24 protein-coding genes and 1 tRNA gene are annotated in these 21,996 nt (G+C 63.7%); 8 read left to right on the plus strand and 17 right to left on the minus strand.

The window, feature by feature from the left end; translation table 11 throughout:
* The first annotated feature begins 95 nt into the window (after positions 1-95).
* Positions 96-1,115 carry a ketol-acid reductoisomerase gene (gene ilvC, locus AC0NIE_RS18135; protein WP_258123577.1) on the plus strand — a complete coding sequence of 340 codons (1,020 nt, stop codon included), beginning with the start codon at positions 96-98 and terminating at the stop codon, positions 1,113-1,115.
* Between the two features lie 253 nt (positions 1,116-1,368).
* Entirely contained in the window at positions 1,369-2,352 is a 984-nt protein-coding gene (locus AC0NIE_RS18140; protein ID WP_473485318.1) for a DUF3592 domain-containing protein, read from the plus strand.
* A gap of 53 nt (positions 2,353-2,405) precedes the next feature.
* Here the strand turns inward: AC0NIE_RS18140 and AC0NIE_RS18145 are convergent, their stop codons facing one another.
* On the minus strand, positions 2,406-2,690 hold the full coding sequence (locus tag AC0NIE_RS18145) for a PilZ domain-containing protein (protein ID WP_123151893.1): 285 nt from the start codon (positions 2,688-2,690) through the stop codon (positions 2,406-2,408).
* Between the two features lie 202 nt (positions 2,691-2,892).
* Positions 2,893-3,522 carry a BA14K family protein gene (locus AC0NIE_RS18150; RefSeq protein WP_473485319.1) on the minus strand — a complete coding sequence of 210 codons (630 nt, stop codon included), beginning with the start codon at positions 3,520-3,522 and terminating at the stop codon, positions 2,893-2,895.
* Between the two features lie 157 nt (positions 3,523-3,679).
* Between AC0NIE_RS18150 and AC0NIE_RS18155 the strand changes: the two genes are divergently transcribed.
* The 3 genes from AC0NIE_RS18155 (at position 3,680) to AC0NIE_RS18165 (ending at position 6,862) form a co-directional block, all read left to right on the plus strand.
* On the plus strand, positions 3,680-4,792 hold the full coding sequence (locus AC0NIE_RS18155; RefSeq protein WP_473485320.1) for an endonuclease/exonuclease/phosphatase family protein: 1,113 nt from the start codon (positions 3,680-3,682) through the stop codon (positions 4,790-4,792).
* Positions 4,793-4,804: 12 nt separating this feature from the next.
* Positions 4,805-5,524 carry a hypothetical protein gene (locus tag AC0NIE_RS18160; protein WP_473485321.1) on the plus strand — a complete coding sequence of 240 codons (720 nt, stop codon included), beginning with the start codon at positions 4,805-4,807 and terminating at the stop codon, positions 5,522-5,524.
* A 222-nt stretch (positions 5,525-5,746) separates the two neighbouring features.
* The gene (locus tag AC0NIE_RS18165) at positions 5,747-6,862 is read left to right on the plus strand and encodes a hypothetical protein (RefSeq protein WP_473485322.1); all 1,116 of its coding nucleotides are present in this window, start codon (positions 5,747-5,749) and stop codon (positions 6,860-6,862) included.
* A gap of 70 nt (positions 6,863-6,932) precedes the next feature.
* Here AC0NIE_RS18165 and AC0NIE_RS18170 read toward each other — a convergent pair whose 3' ends face one another.
* From AC0NIE_RS18170 to AC0NIE_RS18185, 4 genes are all read right to left on the minus strand, one after another.
* Entirely contained in the window at positions 6,933-7,169 is a 237-nt protein-coding gene (locus tag AC0NIE_RS18170; RefSeq protein WP_473485323.1) for a hypothetical protein, read from the minus strand.
* Between the two features lie 128 nt (positions 7,170-7,297).
* Positions 7,298-8,515 carry an ABC transporter permease gene (locus AC0NIE_RS18175; RefSeq protein WP_473485324.1) on the minus strand — a complete coding sequence of 406 codons (1,218 nt, stop codon included), beginning with the start codon at positions 8,513-8,515 and terminating at the stop codon, positions 7,298-7,300.
* Positions 8,516-8,606: 91 nt separating this feature from the next.
* Positions 8,607-9,311: an ABC transporter ATP-binding protein gene (locus AC0NIE_RS18180; protein WP_473485325.1), complete on the minus strand. Its 705-nt coding sequence runs from the start codon at positions 9,309-9,311 to the stop codon at positions 8,607-8,609.
* Between the two features lie 4 nt (positions 9,312-9,315).
* Positions 9,316-10,608 carry an efflux RND transporter periplasmic adaptor subunit gene (locus AC0NIE_RS18185; RefSeq protein ID WP_473485326.1) on the minus strand — a complete coding sequence of 431 codons (1,293 nt, stop codon included), beginning with the start codon at positions 10,606-10,608 and terminating at the stop codon, positions 9,316-9,318.
* Positions 10,609-10,720: 112 nt separating this feature from the next.
* Here AC0NIE_RS18185 and AC0NIE_RS18190 point away from each other — a divergent pair, with 112 nt between their 5' ends.
* Both AC0NIE_RS18190 and AC0NIE_RS18195 read left to right on the plus strand, forming a co-directional pair.
* Positions 10,721-11,632, plus strand: a complete 912-nt coding sequence (locus AC0NIE_RS18190; protein WP_473485327.1) for a PhzF family phenazine biosynthesis protein — start codon at positions 10,721-10,723, stop codon at positions 11,630-11,632.
* Between the two features lie 104 nt (positions 11,633-11,736).
* Positions 11,737-11,812: transfer RNA gene (locus AC0NIE_RS18195), tRNA-Lys, on the plus strand.
* A gap of 79 nt (positions 11,813-11,891) precedes the next feature.
* Here AC0NIE_RS18195 and AC0NIE_RS18200 read toward each other — a convergent pair.
* The 8 genes from AC0NIE_RS18200 to cbiE are packed head-to-tail and all read right to left on the minus strand — an operon-like array spanning position 11,892 to position 19,088.
* A complete protein-coding gene (locus AC0NIE_RS18200) occupies positions 11,892-12,632 on the minus strand; it encodes a hypothetical protein (RefSeq protein WP_473485328.1) in 741 nt (246 codons plus the stop codon).
* Positions 12,633-12,658: 26 nt separating this feature from the next.
* Positions 12,659-13,669, minus strand: a complete 1,011-nt coding sequence (cobT, locus tag AC0NIE_RS18205) for a nicotinate-nucleotide--dimethylbenzimidazole phosphoribosyltransferase (RefSeq protein WP_473485329.1) — start codon at positions 13,667-13,669, stop codon at positions 12,659-12,661.
* Between the two features lie 24 nt (positions 13,670-13,693).
* Positions 13,694-14,455 (minus strand): adenosylcobinamide-GDP ribazoletransferase, encoded by a 762-nt coding sequence (gene cobS, locus AC0NIE_RS18210; protein ID WP_473485330.1) that lies wholly within the window; start codon positions 14,453-14,455, stop codon positions 13,694-13,696.
* Complete coding sequence (locus AC0NIE_RS18215; RefSeq protein ID WP_473485331.1) at positions 14,452-15,765, minus strand: cobyrinate a,c-diamide synthase; 1,314 nt, start codon at positions 15,763-15,765, stop codon at positions 14,452-14,454. The genes cobS and AC0NIE_RS18215 overlap by 4 nt, the downstream gene beginning before the upstream one ends.
* Positions 15,762-16,580: a uroporphyrinogen-III C-methyltransferase gene (gene cobA, locus AC0NIE_RS18220; RefSeq protein WP_473485332.1), complete on the minus strand. Its 819-nt coding sequence runs from the start codon at positions 16,578-16,580 to the stop codon at positions 15,762-15,764. Before cobA ends, AC0NIE_RS18215 begins: the two co-directional genes overlap by 4 nt.
* Positions 16,577-17,341, minus strand: coding sequence for a precorrin-4 C(11)-methyltransferase (gene cobM, locus AC0NIE_RS18225; RefSeq protein WP_473485333.1), 765 nt, complete (start codon positions 17,339-17,341; stop codon positions 16,577-16,579). Before cobM ends, cobA begins: the two co-directional genes overlap by 4 nt.
* The gene (locus AC0NIE_RS18230) at positions 17,338-17,847 is read right to left on the minus strand and encodes a cobalamin biosynthesis protein (RefSeq protein ID WP_473485334.1); all 510 of its coding nucleotides are present in this window, start codon (positions 17,845-17,847) and stop codon (positions 17,338-17,340) included. Before AC0NIE_RS18230 ends, cobM begins: the two co-directional genes overlap by 4 nt.
* Entirely contained in the window at positions 17,844-19,088 is a 1,245-nt protein-coding gene (gene cbiE / locus AC0NIE_RS18235; RefSeq protein ID WP_473485335.1) for a precorrin-6y C5,15-methyltransferase (decarboxylating) subunit CbiE, read from the minus strand. The genes AC0NIE_RS18230 and cbiE overlap by 4 nt, the downstream gene beginning before the upstream one ends.
* Before the next feature lies 1 nt (position 19,089).
* Between cbiE and AC0NIE_RS18240 the strand changes: the two genes are divergently transcribed.
* Positions 19,090-19,872, plus strand: a complete 783-nt coding sequence (locus tag AC0NIE_RS18240; protein ID WP_473485395.1) for a cobalt-precorrin-6A reductase — start codon at positions 19,090-19,092, stop codon at positions 19,870-19,872.
* Here the strand turns inward: AC0NIE_RS18240 and AC0NIE_RS18245 are convergent.
* The 3 genes from AC0NIE_RS18245 to AC0NIE_RS18255 are packed head-to-tail and all read right to left on the minus strand — an operon-like array spanning position 19,836 to position 21,996.
* Positions 19,836-20,600, minus strand: coding sequence for a precorrin-3B C(17)-methyltransferase (locus AC0NIE_RS18245; RefSeq protein WP_473485336.1), 765 nt, complete (start codon positions 20,598-20,600; stop codon positions 19,836-19,838). The two genes, AC0NIE_RS18240 and AC0NIE_RS18245, sit on opposite strands and share 37 nt — an antisense overlap.
* Positions 20,597-21,358, minus strand: coding sequence for a precorrin-2 C(20)-methyltransferase (locus AC0NIE_RS18250; protein WP_473485337.1), 762 nt, complete (start codon positions 21,356-21,358; stop codon positions 20,597-20,599). The genes AC0NIE_RS18245 and AC0NIE_RS18250 overlap by 4 nt, the downstream gene beginning before the upstream one ends.
* Positions 21,355-21,996 carry a precorrin-8X methylmutase gene (locus tag AC0NIE_RS18255; protein WP_473485338.1) on the minus strand — a complete coding sequence of 214 codons (642 nt, stop codon included), beginning with the start codon at positions 21,994-21,996 and terminating at the stop codon, positions 21,355-21,357. The genes AC0NIE_RS18250 and AC0NIE_RS18255 overlap by 4 nt, the downstream gene beginning before the upstream one ends.

Raw genomic sequence — 21,996 nt, forward strand, 5'->3', positions numbered from 1 at the left:
GCTCTAAATCAAAGAGATAGAGCATGATGTCGTCCGAAAACCGCTTCACACTTTTCGGCATCATGCTCTGAATTCAAAAACGGGAAGGAAGAAAAATGCGTGTCTATTACGATCGCGACGCCGATCTCAATCTGATCAAGGGCAAGAAGGTCGCCATCATCGGCTATGGCAGCCAAGGCAGGGCGCATGCGCTCAATCTCAAGGATTCCGGCGTTAAGGATATCGCCATCGGCCTCAAGGCCGGATCGGCGACCGCCCAAAAAGTCGAGGCCGACGGGCTCAAGGTGATGAGCGTGGCGGAGGCTGCCAAATGGGCCGACCTGATGATGATGGCGACGCCAGACGAGTTGCAGGCCGACATCTACAAATCCGAGATCGCGCCGAACATCCGCGACGGCGCGGCGATCGCCTTCGCCCACGGCCTCAACGTGCACTTTGGCCTGATCGAGCCGAAGGCCTCGGTCGACGTCGTCATGATTGCGCCGAAGGGGCCGGGCCACACGGTGCGCGGCGAATACCAGAAGGGCGGCGGCGTGCCGTGCCTGGTCGCGGTCAACCAGGATGCTTCGGGCAATGCGCTCGATCTCGCTCTGTCCTATGCCTGCGGCGTCGGCGGCGGCCGTTCGGGCATCATCGAGACCAATTTCCGCGAGGAATGCGAAACCGACCTGTTCGGCGAGCAGGTTGTCCTGTGCGGCGGCCTGGTCGAGCTGATCCGCGCCGGTTTCGAGACGCTGGTGGAAGCCGGCTATGCGCCGGAAATGGCCTATTTCGAGTGCCTGCACGAGGTCAAGCTGATCGTCGACCTGATCTATGAGGGCGGCATCGCCAACATGAACTACTCGATCTCGAACACCGCCGAATGGGGCGAATACGTTTCGGGCCCGCGTATCATCACCGCCGACACCAAGGCCGAGATGAAGCGCGTGCTGAAGGACATCCAGACCGGCAAGTTCACCTCGGAATGGATGCAGGAATACCGTGCCGGCATGTCGCGCTTCAAGGGCATCCGCCGCAACAACGACAGCCACCAGATCGAGGAAGTCGGCGCCAAGCTGCGCGCGATGATGCCGTGGATTTCTAAGAACAAGCTGGTAGACAAGGCCAAGAACTGATCGAAATCCACGTTCGTTTGCTTGCGCGTCCTCGGGCTTCGCCCTGTGGGCGCGCGGGAGATTTCGAAGAACAGGCTGGTCGATAAGGCCAAGAATTAATTCACGATTTTATCAATGCGCGAGAAAAACCGGCGGAGCGCTCCGCCGGTTTTTTTAAATCAAAGGCCGTGTGATCTCGCCGGTGTTTGAACAGACGCGGTATGCTCGCCGTCGTGGTATGCATGCGTAGGCATGCGTTGCCGAGGGGGCAGATTTGGAACTCAAACTTCTGTTGGTCGGGTTCGCCTGCGTGGTCGCCGGCATGCTGACCGTTGCTACGCTGTTGAAATGGCGAGAGGTGAGGGCGGTCAGCCGCTGGCTTCCGACCCCCGGAAAGATCGTCTCGTCACGAGTGGAGGCTCGCGAGGTGACCAGTCCGGGATCCGGCTCGCAACGCAGAGGTTCAACCGAGACGCGAAGTTTCCCGGCGATCACCTTCGAGTACAAGGCCGGCGGGAAAATGTTCCGCAGTTCGCGATATAGCGTGCAGGAGAATGTCGGAAATTTTGCCGTTTCCGAAACCCTTGCGCGGTTTCCCAAGGGAGCCGACGTAACCGTTTTCTACGACCCGTCCGATCCGGCCAAGGCCGTGATCGAGCGCACCATGCCCGACGGCGCCCTCAAGTTCATGATCCAGCTTTCGGCGGGGCTGGTGATTGGCGCCATGGTGTTGGTGTTCTCCGTCGGCGGCGTCCTGGAGGCGATCGGGCCGCATTTGCCCAAGCCGCAGAACCTCGGCGCGGGGGCCCTGCTGCTTGTCATGGGACTGTTTACCCTGCGCATGGGCTTTGCCCAGAAGTCGCTCGCGGAACAGGCGGCCAGATGGCCTGTCGCCACGGGACACATCGACGCTTCGGGCCTGCAGAAATTCCAGATCCGCGACAGCTTCGAGGGCGGCGGTGGATACCGGCCTTGGCGAACCGTCTTCAAATCCCGCGTCGTCTACAGCTATAGCGTCGCCGGCCAGCGCTATGCCGCCGACCGCGTTGCTTTCGGCTCGAACCTGACGGCCTCGCTGCCAGGCCTCGTCAGCGGTCAATCGCAGCGCTACCTCCAGGGCGACAAGGTCGAGGTCCACTACGATCCCGCCAATCCCGCTGCGGCCGTTCTCGACTGCAGGGTGCGGGGACTTTGGGTGCTGTGGGCCTCCGCCTCTGCCTTCCTTGTCGGGGCCGCACTGCTCGTCGGGGTATTCTAGGAGATTCTCTCTCCTAACTTCGTCGACTGCTCAGAGGACGCAGTTCGGGGGATTTAGCCGTAGTGCCAGTGGGGCTTTGGCTCGGTGCCGGTGAACATGATGCCGATGCGGTCCTCGCGGCGCCAGCGGACCACTGCCTTGTAGGCGATGCCGTCGGTCGGCACATAGAGCAGGAATTCGTCGGGTACGCGAGCATCGATCGAGACCTTCAGTTCGGCGCCGCCGTCATGCATGTTGCGCACCGTGCACGTGACCTCGGACCTGGTCATGCCGGTCAGGATCGTCGCGCCCTTGAAGACGCGCTGCCTGCGTTTGTCCCGGTGTTCGTCTTCAGCCATCGCGCGCCAATCCCCGGCGATCGTCGCATTTCAGGTGGTGCGATCGGCAAGATAACTAGGCCTGCCGGATAAACATAGCGTTATCGTCGGCGGCGAAACGATTTCGCGGTGCCCTGGCCGGACAAAGAACAGTTCAGAAGAAGGCTGAGCCAGACGGAAACGGCGCCGCGAGGGGCGGCGCCGTCTGGAATGCATCAGTCGATCAGCTATAGGGCGACCAGCATTGCCGGCGCGGGCCGTTATAGGGTTGGAACGTGTTATCCCAGGTGCGATACGACCGGTAACGATTGTAGCACCAGCGGACATGGGCGCTCGAAAGCGCGCCATAGTAACGGCGCGGCGCATAGTAACCGTTGTTGTAGTAGCCGCGGTTGTAGTAGCCCTGGTTGTAGTAGCCCTGGTACAGGCTGCCAAGGCCGAACCCAAGGCCCAAACCGAGAAGCGCGGCGGCGGCGTCGTCGTCGTCGTCGTCGTAGTAACGGCCGTAATAGCCGCCACCGTAGTACCGGCCGTAATGGCCGCCACCGTAGTACCGGCCACGATTATGGCGCCAGTGCCGCCCACCGTTCCAGTTGCGGCGCCAGTGCCGCCCACCGTTCCAGTTGCCACGGTTCCAGTTCCGAGCTCCTGAGAAATTACGGCCACGCATCCAGATGTCATTATTGCCGCCAGCCCAGCCATCGCGCACCGGCACGATTTCGCGTGCCGCGGCAGCAGTTGGGAGCGGGACGTCAGGCTGAATGGGCCCGGCCATGGAAGGCGCCGAGAGGCCGGAAACAAGACCCAAGGCCAACATGCCCGATCGAATGGTAGTCAAAAAGAGCGGTTTCATTTCACTCTCCGAAGATTCCAGGCCCCACGCTCAGAGTAACCCTAATCATGGACCTTTGCGTCTGAACGGAAGATGAACGGAAAGGTTCCATTAACCATGAATGGGCATCGCCCAGCCCCCTTGTTTTCGGCTGCGCTTGTGGGCAAAGGTCACCGCCATGTCCCTGCGCCTCGCCACCTTCAATGTCGAAAACCTGATGAACAGGTTCGATTTTTCCGGATACCGCAACCAGCTCCATGAAGATCGCACGCTGGCGCTCTTCGATATCCAGAGCGAGGCCGAATACAAAATGCTGGAACAGGCGCGGGCGATCGCGCTATCCGACGACACGCGCCAGCTGACGGCACTGGCCATCGCAGCCACCCGCGCCGACATCATCTGCATGCAGGAGGTCGACAATATCGAGGCGCTGAAGGCTTTCGAATACGGCTATCTGTTCAAGATGGTCGGGCATGGCTACCGCCAGAAATACACCACCGCCGGCAATGATTCGCGCGGCATCGACGTCTCCGTGATGATGCGCAACGAGACCGCGCAGGGCCAGCCGATCGAATTCGTGCGCATGACAAGCCACGCCTATGTCACGTTCGAACAATTCGGCCTGCACACGCCGGAACTGGCAGCGCTTGGGCACCAGGCCAACCAGCGCATCTTCCGGCGCGACTGCCTGGAAATCGACCTGACAGTCGGTGGCGTGCCGCTGACGCTCTATCTGGTGCACTTCAAGTCGATGGGCTCGCCCCGCAACGGTCTCGACGGGCGCCAGGCGACAATGCCGCTGCGCATCGCCGAGGCGCAAGCGGTGCGCCGGATCATCGAGGAGCGTTTCGGTGGGGATCATGCCGCCGACAAAAGCTGGGCGATCTGCGGCGACATGAATGACTATCGGCAGCGCGTGAAGATCTCCGGCGACGCCTTTGACGGCTACCGCTTCGAGGTGATCGATGAGAGCCAATCCTGCCTCAACGTGCTCACCGCCGGCGGCTTTTGCGAGAATGCGGTCGAGCGGCGCCCGGAGATGGACCGTTGGACCTTATACCATACGCGCGGACCGCAAGAGCGGCATCTGTGCCAGCTCGACTACATCCTGTTGTCGAAGGCACTGGCAGCCAAGAATGCGACCGCCGTTCCCGACATCATCCGCAACGGCCAGCCCTGGCGCACGATCTTTCCGGCGGGCCAGGAGGTGGACCGCTTTCCGCGTGCCGGCTGGGACCGGCCGAAGGCGTCGGATCATTGTCCGGTGGCGATCACCCTGGAAATAGCCTGAGGATCGTTTTCGTTGAGCTTCGACCTGCCACGCAACATCATCCTGCCGGTCGACGCCGTCGACGTCAGGCTCGACCCCGGCCCGCATCCGTTCGAACGCGATAATGCGCAAGCGATCGCCGAGAATTGGCGGCGTGAGACCGTGGCCAACCCGGCGCTGTTCGACGGCACCGTGGTGCTGCTTTCGGCGCTCAGCTATCGTGACAACAGCCTGGTCGGCCGCTGCCATGCAGTGCGCTACTCGACCTTCATGCTTTGGCGCGGCAATCGGCAGGTGGCTGGGGCCGAGCACGCCTATGCCCATGCCATGCTGGTCGCCGGCGACAATGCGCTGGTGGCGATCCGCATGGCGTCGCACACGGTCAATGCCGGCCGCGTCTACTTCGCCGCCGGCTCGTTCGAGCCGACCGATTTCCGCGACGGCCTTGTCGATGTCGACTTCAACATGATCCGCGAGGTGCGGGAAGAAACCGGCCTCGACCTTGCCGGCGCGACACGCGGCAGGCGCTACTATGCCCTGTCGACGGCAACCGGCACGGTGATCTTTCGCCGCTATCGCGAGACCGCATCCGCTGACGAGGTCGCGCAGCGCATCAGTGCCTTTGTCGCCGCCGAGGCAGAGCCGGAAATCGACGGGCCTGTCATCATCCGCAATGCCGACGAGCTGCCGGGCGGGCTGATGCCGCATATGAAGCCACTGATCGAGTGGCATTTTTCCAACCATTCTTCCTGAATTCCGTGACCTGGAGTTAACGCGGCCAAGCGAAGATGTCCGCGATTTTCGATCCCAGGGGGCGCTTGTGCGGAAGGTTGTCCTGATAGTGGGCGGGTTGGTTGTGCTCGCAGGCCTGTGGGCGACGCTAACGCCAAGTGGGCAGATCCTGACGGGCCGCAGGTCCTTCACCAAAGACTCCTATGTCGACCGCGGCACCTATTTTTTCGGCTCAAGGTCGACGTGGCCTATCGCGGCGAGCCGCAGCATTTTGATATCGTCGTCGGCTGCAACGTGGTCGGTATCGAGTACAAGGACGGATCGAGCACGCGCGAGGTTGGCCTGGTGCCGACGGTGTATGGCCGCCGGATGAATGACGGCAAAGGTCTTGTCGTCCGGGCGCCGGATGCCTGTGACGGCGCGACGACGGAAAATGGCGCTGTGCCAGCGGATTTCATCCCGGTGATGATCGTCTATGACGATGCCGACACGCTGGGCTTCGGCATCGCCTATATGGTCGATGAGGCCTATGACAGCCCGCGCTCGCTGATGAAGTTCGAAAAGGCGTCGGTCGAGAAGGCTACGCGCGCCGAATTCGACGATTTCCGAAAAAACGGCCAGCCAAACCTGGTAACGCGCGAGCAATATCATTCCGCGCAGCCGAAGGATGTCGTCGAAAAGATGGGCTTGAAGAAAGTCTATCCGGCATTCGGTAAGACATGCTGGAGCTATAGCCGGTCGCTTATTCCCGACGAGGTTCGTGCCAATGTACGAAAGTACTGGCCTGCCGACCGACCGAAATACTGGATGATCCCAGACTACAAATCGCTGGCTGAACTGCGCGAAACGTTTCAGGGAGCCAGCTTCCTGCGCGATGACGGTCGAAGCATTAAGTCAACTGGGTCATGGGCTGGCGCGGAACAGCCGTCCTATGGTGCCCTTCGCCGTGATGGCGGCAGCATGCTGCCTCTGGGAAGGCCTGGGGGCACACCGAAGGCGCCAGCGTTCTATCCCGTCGCAAGTGATGTTTCAGAAGCAGGTTGGCCGCATGATCCGGGACAGTGGCCGGCCTACGTTTCCAGCTTGTCTAAGGTTAACATCATGAATGTGGACCTGGATGGGGTGGCCAACAGAGGTTTTGCCTATTGTTACCGCTTCCCAGATTTTTCTCAAATGCCGGATTGGTATAAGATACTTCAAACCAAGCAAGCTGAATTTACTATAGAGAATATTTTGGTGGCAAATTCTCCGAATCATTGGGAGAGCATACTTGGTAATACAGTAACACTGTTTGAGGATAACAAGTATATATACGGATTTGGCAATTTCTATCTTGAGTCAACAAGAGGGGATGTGTGACGTTCGGTAGCGCCTGCTGACACTGCTTGCTGTAGCCGATTGATGGCGTAGTGGCAGGGGTCGGTGGCTGTCAGCGCTTATTCTGTACCGCCTTGCGATCGCTACGGGCGGCTACGAGGAACAGTACGAAGCCGAGACCCAGCAAGGCCGCCATCGCCATTCCCATCGTCTGCCCGATGACTTGCTGGAAATCAGCGGTGACGCGATCAGGATTGTCCATGCCGTAACTGGCCAGATACCACCAGAGGCCTGCCAAGGCGGCCTCAACGATCACCACCGCCAGAATCAGGCGCTCTTTCTTGCTCATACTTCCCACCCCCCCTGAGGGTCATATTAGCCCTGGCGATTATACTAGCACCGCAGATTGAGCGGCGACAGGAAGAGGCGAAAGACCACCAAAAAAGTTTAAACAGCCGAAACGTCGCGTGACGCCCTCTATTCATGCCTCAGTGCGTCGATTGGATCGAGCCGTGCGCCACGCAGGGCCGGGAAGAAACCGAACACCATGCCGATCAGCGCCGAGAAGCCGACGGCGAGCAGGATTACCGCCGGGCTTGGCGCGAACGGGATGGCCAGCGTCAGCGAGGCGAGGCCGGCCAGCGCCAGGCCGATCAGGATGCCGATAATACCGCCGAGCAGCGACAGCACGGTCGCCTCGACCAGGAACTGGATGAGGATATGCTTTTCATGCGCGCCGATGGCCAGCCGGATGCCGATCTCGCGGGTGCGTTCGGTGACCGACACCAGCATGATGTTCATGATGCCGATGCCGCCGACCAACAGGCTGACGCCGGCGACCGCTCCCAGCATGCCGGTCATCGTCGTGGTGGCGCTCGCCATGGCGTCGGCGATCTGGGTCATGTCGCGGATCGAGAAATCGTCCTCGCGATCCGGCGTGATGCGGCGCGTGTCGCGCAAAATGTCCTCGACGCGCGGCAGCAGCTCGGTGGTCGGCGTCCGGTCGTCGGCGGCGACGTAGATCGAGTCGATGTCGCGGTTGCCGGCGATGCGGCGCTGGTAGGCGGCGAGCGGCATCAGCACGACATTGTCCTGGTCCTGCCCGAAGCCGGTATAGCCCTTCGGCTCGAGCAGGCCGATGATCTTGCACGAGGTGCGGTTGACGCGGATGATCTCGCCTTCGGGGTCGCCGGCGCCGAAGAACTGCTGGCGTACGGTTTCGCCGATCAGGCAGACGCCGGTACCCGAGCGGATTTCCGAATCGCTGAACGGGCGGCCCGAAACCAGCTTCCAGTCGCGCGCATCGAGATAGGCGCTGTCGGTGCCGGTGACACCCGACGTCAGGCTTTCGGTGCCGAAGATGACGCGGACCTGCTTTTGCGATGCGGGCGAGATGGCGCGGGCGCCGCTCAGGTGTGCGACGAGCGCGGCAAGTTCCTTGCTGCCGAGCGGACGGGTAGCCTGGTCGAGCCCTCCCGGTCCGCCGGGTCCGGCTGGGCGGCCGGGACGCACAACGAGCAAATTGCTGCCGAGCTTGGAAATGTCGGCCTTTACCTTTTCGGTGGTGCCCGAGCCGATGGTGAGCATGGCGATGACGGCGGCGACGCCGATGACGATGCCGAGCAGCGTCAAAAACGAGCGCAGCACGTTACGGCGGACCGAAAGCAGCGAGAGGCGGACGGTTTCCCAGATCATGGCCTACAGCCTGATCCATCCCGATCCATGATCTCTTCCGAAAACCGGATTCCACTTTTCGCTGACGCGGTCCTTCGGTTCGGGATCATGGCTAGGCCACCTCGAGATTCATGGTGTCGGAGGCGACGTGGCCGTCGAGGAAGCGAATTGTGCGCTCGGCATAGGCAGCGACGTCGGCCTCGTGCGTGACCATGGCGATGGTGAGGCCAAGCTCGGTGTTCAGCCGCGTCAGGAGTTCCATGATCTCGTGCGTGCGGGCGGTATCGAGATTGCCGGTCGGCTCGTCGGCGACGAGCAGGGTTGGCCTGGTGACGATGGCGCGTGCGATCGCCACGCGCTGCTGCTGGCCGCCGGAAAGCTCGGCCGGCGTGTGGTGCTCGCGGCCAACAAGGCCGACCTCGGCCAGGGCTTTCATGGCGAGGTCATGACGCTCGCGGGCAGCAACGCCGCGATAGATCAGCGGCAGCTCGACATTCTCCACCGCAGTGGTGCGCGGCAGGAGATTGTAGCCCTGGAAGACGAAGCCGACATAGAGATTGCGCAGCATGGCGCGGCGGTTGCGGTCGAGACGGCCAGCATCGATGCCCATGAAGCTGTAGGTTCCGGACGTCGGCGTGTCGAGGCAACCGATGATGTTCATCGCCGTCGACTTGCCCGAACCGGACGGGCCCATGATGGCGACGAATTCGCCGCGGCGGATAGCAAGGCCGACGCCAGCCAGCGCATGGACCGTGGCTTCGCCCTGGCCATAGCTTTTCCAGACCTTGTCGAAGGTGATGAGCGGCGAGCCTGACATGATTTCAGCTCCGCTGCTGCGCTGCGGTGATGACTTGCGCACCTTCTGCGAGACCGGAGGTGATCTCGGTCAGTTCGCCATCGGTGGAGCCGATCTTGACGTTGACCGGCCGGGGCCGGCCATTCTCCAGCACGTAGAGCGTGCGCGAGCCGTCGGTGGGCTGCGCCGTCGCCGGGCGCTGGCGGTTGCCGCCTGGACGGCCCATACGGCCCGTGAACAGGTCGCTCAAGCTCCACGCACGGGCGGTAGATGCCGCCGGCCGGTAACGGAAAGCCGTCGACGGTACGGTGAGCACGCCTTTTGCCTGCTTGGTGACGACCGAAACGGTGGCAGTCATGCCGGGCCGCAACAGTAGCTCGTTATTGTCGACCTCGAACCGCGCGTCATAGGTGACGACGCCGTCGGTGGTGACCGAAGCGTAGGAAATGTCGCGGATCTCGGCATCGAACGGCCGTTCCGGAAAGGCGTCGACGGTGAAGCGCGCATGCTGGCCGGGCTTGACCGCGCCGATGTCGGCCTCGTCGACCGCTGCCTTCAACTCCATGTTCCTGAGGTCGGCGGCGATGACGAACAGCACCGGCGCCTGCAGCGAGGAGGCAACCGTCTGGCCGGGATCGACCGAGCGCGTCAGCACGATGCCGTCGATGGGCGCATAGATGGTGCTCTTGGCGAAGTCCGTCTGCTGCGCCTTGAGATCGGCATTGGCGATGGCAAGATTGGCTTTGGCGCTGTCGAGCGTTGCCTTGGAGCGGTCGCGCGTCGCTGTCGCCGCTTCAAGCGACTGGTCCGTCGCCATGCCGCGCTTGGTGAGCGCCGCCGCGCGCACAAGCGCCTTTTCGTTTTCGGTGAGGGTTACGGTGGCGGTCTCGACATTGGCGGCCGCCGCCTTGGCGGAAGCCTCGGCGCGCTCGATCTGCACCTCCAGCTTGGCGGTGTCGAGCGCCGCCAGCACGTCGCCCTTCTTCACCTGCTGGTTCTCGTTGACCGCGACCGAGCGAACGACGCCGGAGAGTTCGCTCGAAATGTCGACCTGGGTGAGGGGCTGCAGCGTGCCGGTGGCCGATACCTCGACGGTGAGGTCGGCGACAGCGGCCGGCACCGTGGTATAGTCGATCTTGGTTGGAGACCCGGCATACCACTGGTAGCCGGCGAGGCTTGCGGCGATGACGACCAGCACAAGCAGGCCATAAAGCCAGCCGCGCCGGCGCTTCTTCTTCAGGCCCAGGTGGTCAAGTCCGAGTGCCGTCTCTATGTCGGAAGTGGATTCCGTCTTTGGCAGATTGACAATCTGGTCCACGCCGGACCCCTATAAACAGTGATGATCCCATCAGTGCACAGATCAGGCCTAATGGTTCAAATATCAAATTAAATTTCGCCCATGTTGGGATTGAGGCAGAAGGCTTTCTACAATGCTGACCCGGAATTACTTACTCTACGACGTGTTCACCACCGAGCGGCTGGCCGGCAATCCGCTGGCCGTCGTGCTTGACAGCAAGGGGCTGGACACGGCCGCGATGCAGGCCACCGCACGCGAGTTCAACCTGTCGGAAACCGTTTTCGTGCTGCCGCCTGGTAATCCCAAGCACCGCGCCCGCATCCGCATCTTCACGCCCGATTATGAGATGCCGTTCGCTGGCCATCCGACAGTGGGTGCTGCGATTGCGCTTGCCGAAATGGCTGGCGATGGCGACACCGCCGGCATCTTCGTCCTGGAGGAGAATATCGGCCCGGTGCGCTGCGCCGTCAGCAAGCACGATGGCGCCACCTTTGCCGAGTTCGACCTGGCCAAACTGCCGGAGCCACTGGAACTTGTCGCTGACCCGGAGGCGATCGGCGCAGCACTTGGGCTGGGGCCACACGAAGTCGGTTTCGAGAATCACCGCGTCTCGTTCTGGTCGGCCGGCGTGCCTTATGTGACCATCCCCGTCGCCGACCTTGAGGCGGCGGCCCGGATAAGGCTGGACAACCAGGCGTGGTCGGAATTGGCACCCCGCAAGAGCGAATGGGCGTTCGCCAGCCCGTATGTCTACTGCCGCGAGACGGTGAACCACCACAGCGCCTTCCATGTCCGCATGATCGTGCCGGGCAATCCTTCCTATGAAGATCCGGCGACCGGTTCGGCGGCGGCCGCCTTCGCCGGCGCGATCATGCATTTCGACGGCCCGCGAGACGGGGTCTCGCGACTGTGGATCGAGCAAGGGCTGGAGATGGGCCGGCCTTCGCGCATCCGCCTCGAACTGAATGTCGAAGGCGGCAAACTCGCCGCCGCCCGTATCGGGGGGCATGCCGTCAAGACGGCGGAAGGCCGGTTGTTTGTCTGATCGCGATCGGGTCGAGGCGATTTGTCGGGAAATGAATCCGGCAGGGCTGGACATGGCGGATGGCGGCGGCTATATGCCCGCCGACGCTGGTTTTACCGGCGAGTGGGTGCGTAGCTCAGTTGGTAGAGCAGCTGACTCTTAATCAGCGGGTCACAGGTTCGATCCCTGTCGCACCCACCAAAGATTTCAAAGACTTGGTGAAAAAGACCCTGAAAGCGGGATGTTTAGCTGCCACCCGGTGGCTGCATTCATTCGGCCTTTATTGGATAGTTGGCCGGAGATAGCTGAGGATCGCCCGCACTATGGCCAAGATGCCGTCGACGGCATCGAAGTTTGTCCTGCTTTTACCGACGGTCCATTTAAGGTCGGGTGCTTCGGGCAAACGGAGGTCCTGACAGACAAACCAGCCTGAAAGCATAAAGAGGTCTAGATGTCTCGGATCTCCTTCCGAATAGTAAGGAAATTGGAAGAACAACCTTATGGGACCACCATATGCCAGCTTGAAGGTCATCGAGAATCTAATTTCGTGACCAAATCTGTCTTCGATAATTCCGCTAAAACTAAGGTCACGGGCATCGTAGCTATGCCACTGCGTCGATAGTCCCAAAGAATCCCAAGCCCTGAGGGTATGCGCTTTCAGTTCTTTGCGATTGGGGAATTTTGCCTCTTCAGGATCATAGGGAAGGGGCGGATCGATGTAATCTGTCTCGGTTCGCCACTCTTCCGCAGCGCTGCGAAGATCTTCGAAAATTTGAACGATTCTCGGGTCTGTCGGCTCGCCGGAAAAGATTGAAATCCGCCATTGAGAAATCATCTCGCACAGCTCTTCGACCGTGTGGCCTGATCGCTCTGCCCAATCCTGCGTTGCCAGTATCCACGGTGAATTGTATTTCAGCCCTGCAAAAGCTCCGCTCTTGCTGTCGAAATCTCCGATAATCCGAGCAAGAATATCGCGAAGTCCCTGTTTGGGGTCTCCGAAAATTTGTGAAGGTTGGTTCATCGACGCAGCCCAAACTTTGCGAGCGTTTACTTCTCCGACACACCGGCCTCGGCGAAGCTTGCCATGTGGGCATGGCATTCGAGCGCCGAGCGGACGATGTTGACGGCAAGGCAGGCGCCTGAGCCTTCGCCGAGCCGCATGCCGAGGTCGAGCAAGGGTGGCAGCCCAAGCACTTCGAGCAGGCGGCGATGGCCGGATTCGGCCGAGACATGGGCGGCAAGCGTGTGGGCGAGGCCGGCGGGGTGCAATTTTGCCAGCGGTGCGGCGGCGGCGGTGCTGACGAAGCCGTCGAGCAACACCGGTACGCCGTGATGCCGTGCGGCCAGCGTGGCACCGAAAATGGCGGCGAGTTCGCGTCCGCCGAGTGCTGCTGCGATCTTCAGCGGATCGGCAAGGACCTCGGCGTGGCGCTTGAGACCGGCCTCGATGGCGGTGATCTTGCGCACCAGACCGGCATCGTCGACGCCGGTGCCGCGCCCGGTCCATTTTTCCGCGCCGCCGCCGAAAAGGGCGGCTGAAATGGCTGCCGCCGGCGTGGTGTTGCCGATGCCCATCTCGCCGAAACAGACGAGGTCGAGGTCTTTCGTCACGGCGCCGTAGCCGGCCGAGACGGCGGCGAGGAACGCCTCGTCGTCCATCGCCGGCTCTTGCGTGAAGTCGCCGGTCGGACGGTCGAGGTCTAACGGAATGACGTCGAGTTCGGCGCCGGCGATGCGGGCGAGCTGGTTGATCGCGGCGCCGCCGCCGGCGAAATTCGCCACCATCTGCACGGTGACCTCTGACGGGAAGGCCGACACGCCCTGTGCGGTGACGCCGTGGTTGCCGGCAAAGACGAAGACTTTGACGCGATCGAGCTGCGGCATGTCGCGGCCCTGCCAGCGAGCAAGCCATGCCACTATGGTTTCCAGCCGGCCGAGGCTGCCTTGCGGCTTGGTCAGCGTGTCCTGGCGGTGGGCGACAGCATTTGCCGCGGCGTCGCTGCCGGCAGGCAGGTCGAGGCAGGCCGCGTGGAATTCATCAAGCGATTTGAAAGACATGGGGGCAAAGTCTCCGAAACAGAGTCAGGAAAGGCAAACGGAAGCGACGAGCAGGATTGCGATCTCGCCAAACTGCTGCAGCGCGCCGACCGTATCGCCGGTCTGGCCGCCGATCTGGCTGAGGCACAGCACGCGGAAGGCGGCCAACAACAGGCCGAGCAGGATGAAGGCGGCGACCGCGCCACCGAACCCTAGCGCAAGCAGCGCCACGGCACCGAGCACGGCACCGGCAATAGCGGTTTCGGCCGACACGGGGCCTGCATCGGCCGAGAGGCCGTCGCTGCGCGCCGCCGGCAACAGATGCATGAAAGCGCCGAACAAGCCGCGCGAAGCGGCATGCGCGGCAATGAGAGCCCAGAACATTTGGGCCGGGCTGGCGAATTCCGAAAGCACGCTCCAGCGGATCAGCAGCGACAGAGCGAGCGCGCAGGCGCCATAGGCGCCGATGCGGCTGTCGCGCATGATCTCCAGTTTTTTCTCGCGTGTCCTGCCGCCGCCAAAGCCGTCGGCGACATCCGAAAGCCCGTCTTCATGCATGCAGCCGGTGGCGAGCAAGGTCGCGGCAAGGGCAAGTGCCGCTGCCGGGCCGGCGGCAAGACCGAGCCAGGTGCCACCTGAGTAAACCAAGCCGCCGATTAGAGCGACGGCAAGGCCGGCGACGGGCGCCGCCCAGATCGCGGCAGCAAGGCTGCGGTCCCGAAAATCGACGCCCGGCAGCGGCAGCCGGGTGAAAAAGACGAGGCAGAGCGCGATGTCATCGAGGGTTTGCCGAGTCGAGAGGGTCATTCGCCTCTCGCAATCGCGTGGAAGAACGTGCCGCTGACATGGCCGCGGCGGTAACCGGAGGCGCCGAGCGGATTGCCTTGGCCGTCAGCGAGGTCGGCCAAGGGTTGGTCACTGCCGGTGGCAGTCATCTGCGCGTAGTGGAATTCGTGGCCGCGGATCAGCGCGCCTTGGGCTCCCAGCGGACAATCGGCGCGCAACCGCGCCTCGCGATAACCGAGGTTCATCTTTCGCCTGGCAAAACTGGTCGCGTGGCCGAGCAGGCCGAGCATCGCGTGCGTCTCGCCCGATGCGTCCTCCAGCGCCTCGCCCAGCACCATGAAGCCGCCGCACTCGCCATGCACCGGCCGTGTTGCCGAAAACGCTTCGATGCCGGCCCTGAACTTCGCGGCCGCCGCAAGGCGGCCGGCGTGAAGCTCGGGATAGCCGCCGGGCAGCCAGCAGACATCGCAATTGTCGCTGGGCGCCTCGTCGGCAAGCGGCGAGAAGGCGACGATTTCCGCGCCGGCCTTGCGCCAATGCGCGGCGACATGCGGATAGAGGAAGGTGAAGGCGGCGTCCTGCGCCAATGCGATGCGCTGTCCGGGCGGCGGCAGCGCGTCGTCGAAACTGCCGGACGCGGGTGCGAATGGCGCTGCCAGCGCCATGATGGCGTCGAGGTCGAGCGAGCGTTCGACCATGTCGGCCAGCCGGTCGAGATGCGCCATCAAATTCTCATATTCGCCGGCCTGGACGAGGCCGAGATGGCGCTCCGGCAGGTTGAGCGAGGGATCGCGCAAGATCGCGCCGACCACCGGCAGGCCGATCGCCTCGATGGCGTCGCTGCAGAGGCGGCGGTGACGTTCGCTGCCCAGCCGGTTCAACACGACGCCGGCCATGCGCACATCAGGATCGTAGCTGGCAAAACCCTTGGCGACGGCCGCCGCCGTGGTCGACTGCCCGGAAACGTCGAGCACCAGCAGCACCGGCAGGCCGTAGAGCCGGGCGAGATCTGCCGCCGAGCCGGTGCGGCCCGGAGCAGCCGGAATCCCGTCGAACAGGCCCATGGCGCTTTCGAGGAAGATGAAATCGGCATCTTCAGTTGCGTCACCGGCCAGCGCGTTGAGCAAAGCAGGCGGCATCGCCCAGCTGTCGAGATTGACGCCGGAAAGGCCTGTCGCGGCGGTGTGGAAGCCCGGGTCGATATAGTCGGGACCGGATTTGGCGCCGCGCACCTTCAGGCCGCGCCGGGCGAGCGCACGCAAAATACCGATGGTGACGCTGGTCTTGCCCGAGCCTGAGCGCGGCGCGCCGATGATGATCGCACGGGTCATGGCTCGCCAGCCAATGCCGTGCGCATCGCGACGATGCCGCCGACGACGATCAGCGCCGGCGCGGTCAATCCGGCGGCGGCCGCCTCCTCGGCAATGGTGGCGAGCGAGGCGACGACGATGCGCTGCTGCGGTGTCGTCGCGGCGACGATCACCGCAGCAGGCGTCGAAGGCGGCAGGCCGCCCTCCAACAGCGAGGCCGATATCAGCGGCAGATTGGCCATGCCCATATAGACGACGACCGGCTGGCCGGTGCGGGCGATTGCCGCCCAGTCGAGGTCGTCGTCGGTGCCGGCGGCGTGGCCGGTCGCCAGGATCACCGCCTTGTTGATGCCGCGCATGGTGGCCGGGATGCCGGCTCCGGCAAGTGCGCTGAGGCCCGAAGTCAGGCCGGACAAGACGCGGAACGGAATGTTTTCGCGCGCCAGCGCCAGCGCCTCTTCGCCGCCGCGGCCGAAAATATATGGGTCGCCGCCTTTCAGCCTGACGACGCGGCGGCCTTCTCGCGCCAGCCGAACCAGCAGAGCGGTGATGTCGGCCTGCTTCATCGACGGCTGGCCGCCTCGCTTGCCGACGTAGAAAAGCTCCGCGGCCTCGGCGACAGCGACAACATCGGGAGAGACCAGCGCGTCGTAGACGAGGGCATCGCACTGCCCAAGTGCCGCCAGCACTTCCAGCGTCAGGCAGCCGGGATCGCCGGGGCCGGCGCCGGCCAGCCAGACATGGCCCGGCTCCAGCTGGCGCGGATTGAAGTTCAGCCGGGCCAAAGCCTGTTCGATCGTGGCGTTTCCGCTGTTGTTTCCGGTTCCGTCGTTCACAGTCCGTCCCGCCCGCGAAAACGCCGCTGGTACTGGGCGTCGTAAAGTGAACTCTCGCCAAAGCCTTCCGCTGCTAGCGAACGGCCGACGAAGATGATTGCCGTGCGCTCCATCGGATCGGCGGCCAATTGCGCCTCGATTGTCGCCAGCGTGCCGGTCAGCACGCGCTCGTCCGGCCAGGAGGCACGGAAGACAACCGCTACCGGGCACTCGGCGCCATAGCATGGCGTCAGCTCGGCGACGACACGGTCGATCGCGTGGATGGCAAGGTGTATGGCGAGCGTGGCGCCGGTGCGGCCGAAACCGGCCAGCGTCTCGCCAGGCGGCATTTTCGAAGCACGGCCGGAGATGCGGGTCAGCACCAGGCTTTGCGCGACTTCGGGAATGGTCAGCTCGCGGCGAAGCGCTGCCGCGGCGGCTGCGAAAGAGGGCACGCCCGGCGTCAGCGTATAGGCGATGCCGTGCTTCTCCAGCCGGCGGATCTGCTCTGCGACGGCGCTCCACACTGACAGGTCGCCGGAATGCAGGCGGGAGACATCGTGGCCGGCCTGGTGGGCCGCCACATATTCCGCTTCGATCTCGTCGAGCGACATCGGCGCGGTGTCGATCAATTTCGTGCCGGGCGCGCAGTGCTGTAACAGTTCCGGCGCGACGATCGAGCCGGCATAGAGGCAGACCGGGCAGCTTGCCAGCAGTCTGCTGCCGCGCAAGGTGATGAGGTCGGCCGCGCCCGGTCCGGCGCCGATGAAATGGACGGTCATGCCGCGTCTCCGCTGATGGCAATGGCACAGGTGACCGGGCCAAGCACGGTTCGCGGCCCAAGCAGTTTCGCGCCTTTCCCTGCGGCGGCAAGCGCGGAGGCTTCGGAAACCGAGGGCGTGCCGGCACGCGCCTGCGACAGGTCGGAACGGCTGAGCAATGCGGCCCCCTCATCCGGCCCTTCGGGCCACCTTCTCCCCGCTGGGGAGAAGAGACTGGCGCCAGCGTGCGTGATCTCCTCTCCCCTCGGGGAGAGGTCGGCCGAGCGAAGCGGAGGCCGGGTGAGGGGGAGCGACGGTTCAGAGCCAGCAACATCCACCACTATGACCGGGAGATCGAGTTTACGTCCGGCAGCAAAAATGGCCTCTTCGCTGCGTTTGAATTCGGTCGTCGCCAAGGCAGACAGCGCTGTCATCGCCAGCCCATGCGCTTCCAGCGCGGTTTCTATCGCCGCAAGAATGTCTTGCACACTCACGCCTTTGCGGCTGCCGATGCCCGCGATCATCATGGCTTGACCCAGCTCCATTGGGTGACCGGCATAGCCGGCCGCCATGCCTGCATCGAACCAACCGGCGAAGCGCGGGATACAGCGATGCGGGTGAGATCGCCGCCGAGCGACGCGTGACGGGCGAGCAGCAGCGCCTCCATCTCCAGCGTCACCGCGTTGGCGACCAGCCGGCCGCCAACGCGCAGGGCCCTGATCGCCGCGCCCAGCACGCGGGTATCGCTGCCGCCGCCGCCGATGAAGATCGCATCGGGCGTGCCTAGCTTGGCAAGCGCCTTTGGTGCCGAGCCTTCGACCACGACAAGGCCGGGCACGCCGCAATGTGAAGCATTGCGGTGGATGCGGGCGGCGCGGGTTGGATCGGCCTCGATGGCAATGGCGCGCATGGAGGGATGGGCCAGCATCCATTCGATGCCAATTGAGCCCGAGCCGGCGCCGATGTCCCACAGCAATTCGCCGCGCCTGGGAGCGAGGGCGGACAGGGTGATGGCGCGCACCTCGCGCTTGGTGATCTGGCCGTCATGCTCGAACAAATGATCGCCAAGGCCCGATGTCAGCGGCAGGATGCGTGCTTCCGAAGTTGAGTCAACTTCGATTGCCAGAACGTTGAGCGGATTGATCTTTTCGAGGTCGAAGGCGTCCGCGCGCGCCGAACGCAGCCTTTCGTTCGGGCCACCCAGTGCCTCCAGAATCGTCAGCCGTGAGGCGCCGAAGTCGAGTTCGGTCAGCAGGCGCGCAATCGCCGCTGGTGCATCGCCGCCCGAGGTCAGCGCAAGGATGCGGGTGCCCGGATGCAGCAGCGGCCGGATCAGGTCGATCGAGCGGCCGTGCAGCGAAATGGTCTCGATACCCTGCAGCGCCCAACCGAGGCGGGCGGCGGCCAGCGACATGGCCGAATGGGCGGGGATCACCTGCATCTCCTGGGAAGGAATCTTGCGAGCAAGGGTGACGCCGACACCGTGGAAGAACGGATCGCCCGACGCCAGCACGCAGACCTTTTTACCCGCAAGTGCCTGCACGTCGTGCATCTCGGGATCGAAAGGGGTCGGCCAGGCGCGTGCCTCGCCTTTGGCGAGTGACGCGACAAGGGCAAGGTGGCGCTTGCCGCCGAAGACGAATTCGGCCTCGGCGATCAGCCGCTTGGCCTCTTCGCCGAGACCCGCTACACCGTCCTCGCCGATGCCGACGATTGTAAGCCATTTTTGCGTGAGCCAGGCGGCGCGCGATTGAGTTTCAGCAGGCATGATGACCAACCGCATTCTGATCCTCGGCGGAACCACCGAAGCGCGGCAACTGGCGGGAAAGCTGGCCGCGCGCGCCGATGTCTCGCTCACGCTGTCGCTGGCCGGCCGCACTGAAAGCCCGGCGGCGCAGGGCGTGCCGACGCGGGTGGGTGGTTTCGGCGGCGCCGACGGGCTGGCTGCCTACCTCCGCGACACTCGCGTCGAGCTGCTGGTCGACGCCACGCATCCCTATGGGTCGCAAATCTCCGCCAATGCCGCGGAAGCGGCGCATGGGGCCGGTGTGCCGATCGTTGCGCTCAGGCGCCCAGGTTGGGAGCCAGCCGAACGCGACCGCTGGACGCTCGTCGATGGAGTAACCGACGCGGTGAAGGTGCTGGGATCGGCTCCACGCCGCGTCTTCCTGGCGCTCGGACGGCAGGAGGTCGCCGCCTTTGAGGCCGCACCCCAACATCACTATCTCATCCGCAGCGTCGATCCGGTCGAGCCAAGGCTCGCTGTGCCCGATGCGACCTATCTCTTGGCGCGCGGGCCGTTCCGGGAAGCCGACGAACGTGCACTGCTTCTGGAACACCGCATCGACGTCGTCGCTTCCAAGAACAGCGGCGGCGAGGCGACCTACGGCAAGATCGCCGCAGCGCGGGCACTCGGCATCGAGGTGGTCATGATCCGCAGGCCGGCGCTGCCGGATGTCCCGTCGGCGGAAACCGTCGAAGCGCTTGCCGCAATGGTCGATCATTTTCTGGTCAGTCATTTTCTTGGGCCCGCCGCCGAACGCGGCGTGTAGACCAGCGCCGGTTTTTCACCGCGCTTGATGATCCTGGTTTCCGGCGAGCCGATGATGATGCAGGTCGCCATGTCGGCCTTTTCCGCATCGGCTTCCGCCAGCAGAACGACCTCGATGCGCTCGTCGGGGCGGCCGGCGGCACGGCCGAAGACGACCGGCGTGGTGCCGGGCAGGATCGCTGTGAGGCATTCGAAGGCGCGGCCAAGCTGCCAGGGGCGAGCCTTGCTGATCGGATTGTAGAGCGCGATGACGAAGCCGGCGCCCGCCGCCGCCAGCAGGCGCAGCTCGATCAGGTCCCAGGGTTTTAGATTGTCGGACAACGAGATGGCGCAGAAATCATGGCCGAGCGGTGCGCCGATGCGGGCAGCGACCGCGAGCATTGCGGTGATGCCCGGCAGCATCGCCACGTCAACGGCACGCCATTCGGCCGGGCCGGCCTCGATCGCCTCGCAGACGGCTGCCGCCATGGCAAAGACGCCGGGGTCGCCGCCCGAGACGACGGCGACATCATGGCCCTGCGCAGCCTTTACCAGCGCGTCCTTGGCGCGGGAAAGCTCCTCGCGATTGTCCGAGGCGACGCGGGTCTGGTCGGGGCGCAGGTCGAGCCGGTCGAGATAGGGCTTGTAGCCATAGAAGAATTTTGCCTCAGCGACGGCGCGGCTGGCCTCCGGCGTCACCTGGTCGGCACTGCCGGGGCCAAGGCCGATGACGGTCAGGCGGCCGCTCATGCCCCGGCCTCCACCAATGCTTCGGGGCGGCCAGACCAGCCGGCGACCAGGACGATGGCGAAGTAGGGCGCCTTGTCGTCCTGCTTGTCGGCCAGCCGCATCGAAACGCCGCCCGACATGGTGCCGCGCTCGACATAGACGGCACGCGCCAGCTTGTCGGTCGCTTCCAGTGCGCGCCTGATCTTGGGCAGGTTGCGGCCAACCTTCATAATGACGGCGGCGTCGGTGTCGGCAAGGCGGCGGGTCAGCTCGAATTCGTTCATTGTGCCCGGCAGCACTGTCAATACATCGTCGCCCTGGACGATCGGCGTTCCGGTCGCCGACCAGCAGCCGGACATGGCGGTGACGCCGGGAACGACCTCCGTAGGAAAGCGGTGCGCCAGCCGGACATGCAGATGCATATAGGAGCCGTAGAACAGCGGGTCGCCTTCCGAAAGCACTGCGACCATTCTGCCTGCGCTGAGATGCTCGGCGATCTTTTCGGCGGACTCTTCGTAGAAATCCGTTATCTGCGACCGGTAATCGCTGTGATCCTTGTCGATTTCGGTGGTCACGGGATAGAGCAGCGGCAACTCGATCAAATCAGGACGAAAATGCGCGCCGACGATGGCGCGCGCGTTGCTGTTGTTGCCGCGCTTGGCGAAATGCGCCACCACGTCGGCCTCGGCCAGCGCACGCACGGCCTTGAGCGTCAGCAGTTCGGGGTCGCCAGGACCGGTGCCGACGCCGACAAGCCGGCCTTTTACAATCGCGTTCACAGGCCCGGCCTCGCCAATGCGTTGAGTGCTGCAGCGGTCATGGCGCTGCCGCCCAGCCTGCCGCGCACGATCGCGTAGGGCACGCCATAGGAATTCTCGGCCAGCGCGTCCTTCGATTCGGCAGCGCCGACGAACCCGACCGGCATGCCGATGATAACAGCCGGTTTGGGCGCGCCGTCGCGTAGCCTTTCCAGCAGATAGAAAAGTGCGGTCGGCGCATTGCCGATGGCGACGACCGAACCGGCCATGCGCTCGCCCCACAGGTCGATGGCTGCGGCCGAGCGGGTGTTGCCGATCTTTTTCGCGATCTCGGAAGTTTGCGGATCGCGCAGCGTGCAAATTACCTCGTTGCTGGCCGGCAGACGGGCGCGCGTGACGCCGTGCGAGACCATCTGAGCGTCGCAGAAGATCGGCGCGCCGGCTGCCAGCGCCGTGCGCGCGGCGGCAACAAAATCCTCCGAAAAAAAGAAATGCCTAGCAGCCTCGACCTGGCCGCAGGCATGGATCATCCGGATGGCAACATCGGCTTCGGCATCGGAAAACCGCGACAGGTCGGCCTCGGCGCGAATGATGGCGAAGGAGCGCTCATAGATCGCCGTGCCCTCATGGATGTAGTCGTAGGCGGTGTGGGCGGGCAT

It is taken from the genome of Mesorhizobium sp. WSM4842 (genome assembly GCF_055901575.1).

Coding starts and splice junctions, on each gene's coding strand:
- AC0NIE_RS18170 (WP_473485323.1), bottom strand. CDS start 7,169: ATGAGCAAGAAAGAGCGCCTGATTCTGGCGGTGGTGATCGTTGAGGCC.
- AC0NIE_RS18230 (WP_473485334.1), bottom strand. CDS start 17,847: ATGATGATCGCGGGCATCGGCAGCCGCAAAGGCGTGAGTGTGCAAGAC.
- cobT (WP_473485329.1), bottom strand. CDS start 13,669: ATGTCTTTCAAATCGCTTGATGAATTCCACGCGGCCTGCCTCGACCTG.
- cbiE (WP_473485335.1), bottom strand. CDS start 19,088: ATGCCTGCTGAAACTCAATCGCGCGCCGCCTGGCTCACGCAAAAATGG.
- AC0NIE_RS18175 (WP_473485324.1), bottom strand. CDS start 8,515: ATGATCTGGGAAACCGTCCGCCTCTCGCTGCTTTCGGTCCGCCGTAAC.
- AC0NIE_RS18150 (WP_473485319.1), bottom strand. CDS start 3,522: ATGAAACCGCTCTTTTTGACTACCATTCGATCGGGCATGTTGGCCTTG.
- AC0NIE_RS18155 (WP_473485320.1), top strand. CDS start 3,680: ATGTCCCTGCGCCTCGCCACCTTCAATGTCGAAAACCTGATGAACAGG.
- cobS (WP_473485330.1), bottom strand. CDS start 14,455: ATGACCCTCTCGACTCGGCAAACCCTCGATGACATCGCGCTCTGCCTC.
- cobM (WP_473485333.1), bottom strand. CDS start 17,341: ATGACCGTCCATTTCATCGGCGCCGGACCGGGCGCGGCCGACCTCATC.
- AC0NIE_RS18200 (WP_473485328.1), bottom strand. CDS start 12,632: ATGAACCAACCTTCACAAATTTTCGGAGACCCCAAACAGGGACTTCGC.
- AC0NIE_RS18245 (WP_473485336.1), bottom strand. CDS start 20,600: ATGAGCGGCCGCCTGACCGTCATCGGCCTTGGCCCCGGCAGTGCCGAC.
- AC0NIE_RS18215 (WP_473485331.1), bottom strand. CDS start 15,765: ATGACCCGTGCGATCATCATCGGCGCGCCGCGCTCAGGCTCGGGCAAG.
- AC0NIE_RS18240 (WP_473485395.1), top strand. CDS start 19,090: ATGACCAACCGCATTCTGATCCTCGGCGGAACCACCGAAGCGCGGCAA.
- AC0NIE_RS18145 (WP_123151893.1), bottom strand. CDS start 2,690: ATGGCTGAAGACGAACACCGGGACAAACGCAGGCAGCGCGTCTTCAAG.
- AC0NIE_RS18255 (WP_473485338.1), bottom strand. CDS start 21,996: ATGCCCGCCCACACCGCCTACGACTACATCCATGAGGGCACGGCGATC.
- AC0NIE_RS18180 (WP_473485325.1), bottom strand. CDS start 9,311: ATGTCAGGCTCGCCGCTCATCACCTTCGACAAGGTCTGGAAAAGCTAT.
- AC0NIE_RS18190 (WP_473485327.1), top strand. CDS start 10,721: ATGCTGACCCGGAATTACTTACTCTACGACGTGTTCACCACCGAGCGG.
- ilvC (WP_258123577.1), top strand. CDS start 96: ATGCGTGTCTATTACGATCGCGACGCCGATCTCAATCTGATCAAGGGC.